This window comes from Achromobacter maghribensis (assembly GCF_057334215.1).
The window spans coordinates 184802-190849 of record NZ_JBHFII010000039.1; the positions used below are offsets into that span (position 1 = coordinate 184802).

Here is a 6048-nt window from a genome sequence, read left to right on the forward strand (position 1 = left end):
GGCCACCAGCCGGTCGCCGTGTCGGGCCTGAACCCGCACGCGGGTGAAAACGGCATCTTCGGCAGCGAAGACGCCGACATCCTGGCGCCCGCCGTGGCCGAGGCCAACGCCGCCGGCATCCTGGCCGCCGGCCCGATTCCGGCCGACGCCCTGTTCCCGCAAGCCGTGCGCGGCAAGTGGCAGTTCGTGATCGCCTGTTACCACGACCAGGGCCATGCGCCCTTCAAGGCCGTGTATGGCGATGACGGCGTGAACATCACCGTCGGCCTGCCCGTCGTGCGGGTTTCCGTCGACCACGGCACCGCCTTCGACATCGCAGGCAAGGGCATCGCCCGCGAAGACAGCCTGATCCTGGCCGCCGAGCGCGCCGCGCATCTGGCCCCGGGCTGGACGCATGTATGGGAAACTGCGCGGGCACAAACCGGAGGTTGATTTCCATGGCGCCCGCCACGCACGACGCATTGCCCATCCTTGACCGCTCTGGCGATATCCCGCTGCACGCCCAGGTGGCGACCCTGCTGCGGGGATACATCCGGACGAACAAGCTGGCGGCCGGCGCCGTGCTGCCCAGCGAAGCCGCGCTGTGCGAACGCTTCGGCGTGGCGCGCAGCGTGGTGCGGCAGGCCTTGGCCGCGCTGGCCACCGAAGGCCTGATTCAACGCGAAACCGGACGCCCGGCGACTGTCGCGGCACCCCAGGAGCACCGCCGGCTGGTGCAGCGTTCCACGGGCCTGTACGAACAGTTCGCCCAATCAGGCGTGGCCTTGCAGACCCGCGTGCTGGCCTTCGCCCGGGCTGAACCGCCCGAAGACGTGGCCGCCTTCTTTGGCACGACGCAATTGCTGATGCTGGAACGGCTACGCCACGTGGCCGATGCGCCGCTGGCCTATGTGCGCACCTGGCTGCCCGTCGACGCCGTGCCCGGGTTGCGCGCCGAAGACCTTGCCGACGCTTCCCTGCATGGCGTGCTGACCCGCCGCTTCGGCCTGCGTCCCGGCGCGGGACGCAACCAGATCCGCGCCGTCGCTGCCGACGCCACGCTGGCAAGGTTGCTGGACACGCAGGCCGGCACCCCGTTGCTGATGCTGCAAGGCCAGGGCATGGACCAGCACGGCCGGCCGCTGGAATGGTTCACGACGTGGCACCGCGCCGAGCAGCTGGTTTTTGATGTGGACGTCAGCATGGGCCACGAAAGCGTGCATCCCCGGCTGCAAGACGCCCCGGTGCAGGCCGCCCCCGATCCCGTCGATGCCGTCGCGCCGCCGGGGCATGATCCGCTGGCGCGCGCGCAGGCACTGGTGGCCGAACTGTCGGCCGAACTGGCCCGGCTGCGCGGCCAGCCCTGACCGTCAGGCGCTTTCGGCCTGATCGGTGGTGGCCGCCACCTGGCGGGCCAGCGCCTTGCGATCCACCTTGCCCACGGCGTTTTCCGGCAGGCGATCGATCCACCGGACGTCCCTGGGCACATAGATGCGGCCCAGGCGCGCCAACACCTCTGCCTGAATTGCCGCCGCGTCGACCGATGCGCCATCGCGCTGCACGAAGACCACGGGCACTTCGCCCAGGTCCTCGTCCGGCGCTCCCACGACGCAGCACGCGGCCACGCCAGGCAAGCCCGTCACCACGCCTTCGATCAGCGCGGGGGAAATGTTCTCGCCACCACGGATGATCACGTCCTTGATGCGGCCCGTGATGCTCAAGTAACCCTGCCCATCGAAACGGCCCAGATCGCCGGTCCGCAACAGCGTCGGCGCGCCGCCATCCGCGTCCCCCACGCCCAGATACCCGAGCATCAGGCTTTCGCCTTCGATGCAGATTTCGCCTTCACCGCCTGGCGCCGCCTCGGATCCGTCCGGCAGCCGCAGCGTCACGCGCTGGCCGGCCAGCACCGTGCCCACCGATCCCACGCGCCGCGCCTGGGGCGGGTTCATCGTGGACGTGCATGTCGCTTCCGACAAGCCATAGGACACCACCAGCGGGCAGCCCAGAAAGGCCTCGATGCGCCGATGCAGCGCTTCAGTGATCGGCGCCGATCCGCAACGCGCAAAGCGCAGGCCTGCCAGGCTTTGCGGATCGAATTCCAATTCCAGCATGCGGGCGTACATGGTGGGCACGCCCGTGATGATCGTGGGCCGGAACGCGCGTAGCAGATCCGGCATGTCGTCCGCACGGAAGCGGCCGGCCAGCGCCACGCTGGCGCCCGCCAGCAGCGGCGTGAAGATCTGGTTGTTCAGCGCGTTGGTGTGATGCAGCGGCATGACGTGCAACAGGCGGTCGTCCGGGGTCAGGCCGGTGTGCGCCAACACGCCGCGCGCATTGTTCGCCAGGCCCCGGTGGCTAAGCAGCACCCCCTTGGGATTGCCCGTGCTGCCGGACGTGAATAGCAGCAGGCCGGGGGCCGCGGCGGACACATCATGGCCCGTCCAGTCTTCCGGCCCCTGCGCCACATCACCGGCGGCCAGCAGGCGCGCCGGGGGCAAGCCGCAAGCCTGCGCCATGGCGGCGTTGGCGTCGTCGTGCAGCATCCATTCCAAGCCCACCGCGGCCACGCGGCGCGCGGTTTCCTCCGCCGACAGACGCGGCTCCAGCGGGCAGGGGCACGCCCCCGCCGCCATGACGCCCAGAATGGCCAGCACCTGCTCCAATGAACGTTCCATCGCCACGGCCACGAAGCCGCCACGCGGAACACCGGCCATGCGCAGGCCGCCTGCCACTTGCCCGACGCGGCGACGCAAGGCCGCATAAGTCAGCGTTTCGTTGGCCGTCACGATGGCGGGACGCGCCGCCCATTCGGGTTGACGCCACGCGCGTTCGCATGCCGCCACCAGCGTGGCCTCGGCAATCGTCATGGCGGTCTCCTAGCGCAACGCCACGGCGGCGTCGCGTTCGAATTGACCGTCCGCGTCCAGCTCGCGCAGCGCGCGGGCTTCGGCGGCCGTCGGCGGTTCCGACGGCGTGGCGCCCGTCGCATCGAACTCGAAGCCCGTGCGCTCGCGCACTTCCGACAGGCTGGATTCCGGGTGCCACGACTGCAAGGCCAGCTTGCCGTCGCGCTTCACGAACACGGCAATTGGCGTCACCACGCCGTGGAAGCCGCCCCAGGACGTCATGAAGTCCAGCTTCTGCACGAAGGTGCGGCGCGAGTGTTCCGTGCGCCATGTGCAAGCACGGCGGGCGGTGGGCAGCATCACCGCCCCGCCGCCGCCACCGGGCAGACGCACCTTCGGCTCATGCCAATCGCCAATGCAGGAATTGTTGGCGCAGCCCGCGCCGTCGATCTGCGCCGCGCCCAAAAAGGTCAGGTCCATCCGGCCGCGCGTGCAAAGGTCGTAGAAATCCTCGTTCGAGAAGATCGACGCCGTATGCTCGGCCAGCACCGGATCAGAGCTGGATATCGGGATGTGCGAAGGCCGCGGGTTCACGCCGCCCGCCACGTTGATGTAGACGAAATCCCACTCGTAAGCGCGCTTGGCCAGCAGGCACGCCAGCATCGGCATCGTGGAATTGACGCCGCTGAACGTGATTTCGTCGGGGCGAATGAAACGCGCCAGATTCGTGACGATGTACGAAAAGCCCGACCATTGCTCAGCCATGATTTCCCCCTTGCGCTTCGGGCGCCGCCGCCAGGTGCGCTTGCAGATCGCTGTTCTTGTCCATGTAAGCCTCCACGGCGGGATAGTCGATGGCATAGTCCGGCCAGCACGACCCGGGCCAGGCGCTGCCTGGCGCCACCGCGTAGGCCTGCACCATGAAGTACGGCACCAGCGTGGATTCCGGTTGCGCTTCGAATACCGCGCTGTCCACCACTTTCTCGGCCACGACCAGCACGCTGCCCGCGGCACGCGACATGATGCGGTCCCAGTGCGCCGTGCCATGCACGCGCACGTTGCCCAGCGCATCCACTTCGGAAGCCTGGATCACGGCGAAGTCCGGACGGATCGCGGGCACCACGTAGGTCTTCTGCCCGCTGCCGTAGGGGTCGTCCAGACACGCCCAGCCGTTAAGCGCCGGCAGCCCGCTGCCATGCAGGCCGCCGCAAGGCTGGAACGGCACGCCGAACGCCGCCGCCCGCAATCCGGCCGTCAGGCTGGCGCAGGCGTGTTCTTCCAGTTCGATCTCGCGGCGCTCCACGGCGCGCCGATACCAAGGCGCCAGGCCGAAATTGCCTTCCATCGCCACGATGCCCGCGCGCACGCGGCGCAGCACGCCGGCGCGGCACAGAATGTCCACGTCGTACCCGGGCGATTGCTTGATCAGTTCAAGATCCCGCTTGCCCTGGCGGATCAGTTCGCGCACGAACGCGAACGGCCCGCGGTGCAGAAAGCTGCCGCCCAGCGCAATGGATGCGCCGTCCGGCACCAGCGCCGCCAACTCCGCCACCGAGCACTGCTTGTTCTTTTGATTGAAACCCGAAGCCATTGTCTTCCTCCCTGCTGATTCTTGGTGCCGCTAGCGCGCTTGCAAATAGGCGGCGATGCGGTCCTTCAACCCGGGCGCGGCCGCCGAGCGCACCAGGCGCGCCAGGTCGGCGTCCGGCGTCTCAAGCGACAGCGCCGCATACAGCTGGATGCGGCTGGCATCCGTCAACGCGCCGGCCGCCTCGTCCGCCTGCTGCTCAACCTCGGGCCACTCCGGCACCGAGGCAAGGCGGCTGGCGAAACCGTCTCGCAACGCCTCTTCCGCGCTGAACGTCGCGGCCTGTTCCAACACCGCGCGGGCGCGTTCGGCGCCCACCAGTGCGGCGAAGCGGCGCGTGCCCAGCACCAGGCCGAACTTCAGGCCCGGCATGCGGAACGTAGCGTCCGGCGCGCTGATGCGCCATTTGCAAGCGCCGAACAGGTCGACACCCGCGCCAAAATTGCGCCCGTGGGCCAACGCCACCGTCAGGCACGGGGATGCCGCCAGCCGTTGCAGCAAGGTCTCGATGCGCACGAAGCGCAGCAACAGGTCGCCCTCGCTTTGCGTTTGCCAATCGCCAAAGTCGAATCCGGCGCTGAAATTCTTGCCCTCGCCCTTCAGCACGATCAGCTTGGCGCCTTGCGACTCGGCCTGGTCCAGCGCCGCGATCAGCGCCTCGACCAATTCGGCGGACAGCGCATTCATCTTCTCGGCGCGCGTCAGCGTCAGCACATGCCGCGCCCCTTGCGTGTCGACACGGAGAACGCCGCTCATGCCGCCACTCCTTTCTTGGCGGCGCGCAGGGCGCCCAGCACCTCGTCGTTGTGCTCGCCCAGCGCAGGCGGGCGCAAGCGCAACGCAGTGGTCTGCCCGTCAAACCGCACCGGCAGTCCGAAGGTGCGCGTCTGCACGCCATTGGGCAATTCCACCGGCTGCACCCAGCCCATGTGTTCCACCTGCGGGTCCGCCAGCACTTCGGAATACGTGTTGATCGGGGCGCAAGGCACGCCGGCGGCGCGGAACCGGGTCAGCCAGGTCTGCGCATCGTCGGTGGCGAAGATGGCTTCGAGAATGTCGCGCAGCGCGGTCTGGTTGCGGGCGCGGGCGCTGGTATCGGTAAAGCGCGGATCGGCCAGCAGGTCTTCGCGCCCCACGGTCGCGCATACGCCCTTCCACAATGCCTGGTTGCCCGCGGCCATGCCGAAGTAGCCGCCCTGGCAACGGAACGCCTGGTATGGCGCGTTACGCGGATGCGCCGACCCGAGCTTGACGGGGTCTTTGCCGCTGCCGAAAAATTCTGACGTCTGCAAGGCCGCGATGCCCAACGTGGCGCCCAGCATCGGCACGTCGATATGTGTGCCTTGCCCGCTGGCCTGCGCCGCGCGCAATGCCGAAGCGATGGCAAAGGCGCCATACAGCCCCGCCGAGAAGTCCGCCACCGGCACGCCGCATTTCACGGGCTCGCCGCCCGCCTCGCCCGTCACGCTCATGATGCCGCTCATGGCCTGGATGGTCAGGTCGAAACCGCCTTCCTGCGACCGCGGCCCCGATTGCCCGTAGGCCGATATCGAGCAATAGACCAGCTTGGGATTGGCCTCGCGCAGTTGCGCATAGCCCAGGCCCAGGCGGTCCATCACACCCGGCCGAGTG

7 protein-coding genes are annotated in these 6048 nt (G+C 68.7%); 2 read left to right on the forward strand and 5 right to left on the reverse strand.

Annotated features, from left to right (window positions below; genetic code table 11):
* Both ACE039_RS16405 and ACE039_RS16410 read left to right on the forward strand, forming a co-directional pair.
* Positions 1-432, forward strand: a 432-nt coding sequence (locus ACE039_RS16405) for a 4-hydroxythreonine-4-phosphate dehydrogenase PdxA (protein WP_485822833.1), incomplete at its 5' end; no start/stop codon positions are given.
* A gap of 5 nt (positions 433-437) precedes the next feature.
* Complete coding sequence (locus ACE039_RS16410; RefSeq protein WP_485822834.1) at positions 438-1346, forward strand: GntR family transcriptional regulator; 909 nt, start codon at positions 438-440, stop codon at positions 1344-1346.
* Between the two features lie 3 nt (positions 1347-1349).
* On the opposite strand, the gene ACE039_RS16415 is transcribed toward ACE039_RS16410, so the two are convergent.
* The 5 genes from ACE039_RS16415 to ACE039_RS16435 form a co-directional block, all read right to left on the reverse strand.
* Positions 1350-2849: a class I adenylate-forming enzyme family protein gene (locus tag ACE039_RS16415; protein WP_485822835.1), complete on the reverse strand. Its 1500-nt coding sequence runs from the start codon at positions 2847-2849 to the stop codon at positions 1350-1352.
* Between the two features lie 9 nt (positions 2850-2858).
* Positions 2859-3593 carry a CoA-transferase subunit beta gene (locus ACE039_RS16420; protein ID WP_310030098.1) on the reverse strand — a complete coding sequence of 245 codons (735 nt, stop codon included), beginning with the start codon at positions 3591-3593 and terminating at the stop codon, positions 2859-2861.
* Positions 3586-4419: a CoA transferase subunit A gene (locus tag ACE039_RS16425; protein WP_310030100.1), complete on the reverse strand. Its 834-nt coding sequence runs from the start codon at positions 4417-4419 to the stop codon at positions 3586-3588. The genes ACE039_RS16420 and ACE039_RS16425 overlap by 8 nt, the downstream gene beginning before the upstream one ends.
* Before the next feature lie 30 nt (positions 4420-4449).
* Positions 4450-5172, reverse strand: a complete 723-nt coding sequence (locus tag ACE039_RS16430) for an enoyl-CoA hydratase/isomerase family protein (protein ID WP_105557546.1) — start codon at positions 5170-5172, stop codon at positions 4450-4452.
* Positions 5169-6048, reverse strand: an 880-nt coding sequence (locus ACE039_RS16435; protein ID WP_485822836.1) for a CaiB/BaiF CoA transferase family protein, incomplete at its 5' end; no start/stop codon positions are given. The genes ACE039_RS16435 and ACE039_RS16430, both read right to left, overlap by 4 nt.

Excerpts from the sequence above, each read along its gene's own strand:
- ACE039_RS16410 (WP_485822834.1), top strand. The coding sequence starts at position 438 with ATGGCGCCCGCCACGCACGACGCATTGCCCATCCTTGACCGCTCTGGC.
- ACE039_RS16415 (WP_485822835.1), bottom strand. The coding sequence starts at position 2,849 with ATGACGATTGCCGAGGCCACGCTGGTGGCGGCATGCGAACGCGCGTGG.
- ACE039_RS16430 (WP_105557546.1), bottom strand. The coding sequence starts at position 5,172 with ATGAGCGGCGTTCTCCGTGTCGACACGCAAGGGGCGCGGCATGTGCTG.
- ACE039_RS16420 (WP_310030098.1), bottom strand. The coding sequence starts at position 3,593 with ATGGCTGAGCAATGGTCGGGCTTTTCGTACATCGTCACGAATCTGGCG.
- ACE039_RS16425 (WP_310030100.1), bottom strand. The coding sequence starts at position 4,419 with ATGGCTTCGGGTTTCAATCAAAAGAACAAGCAGTGCTCGGTGGCGGAG.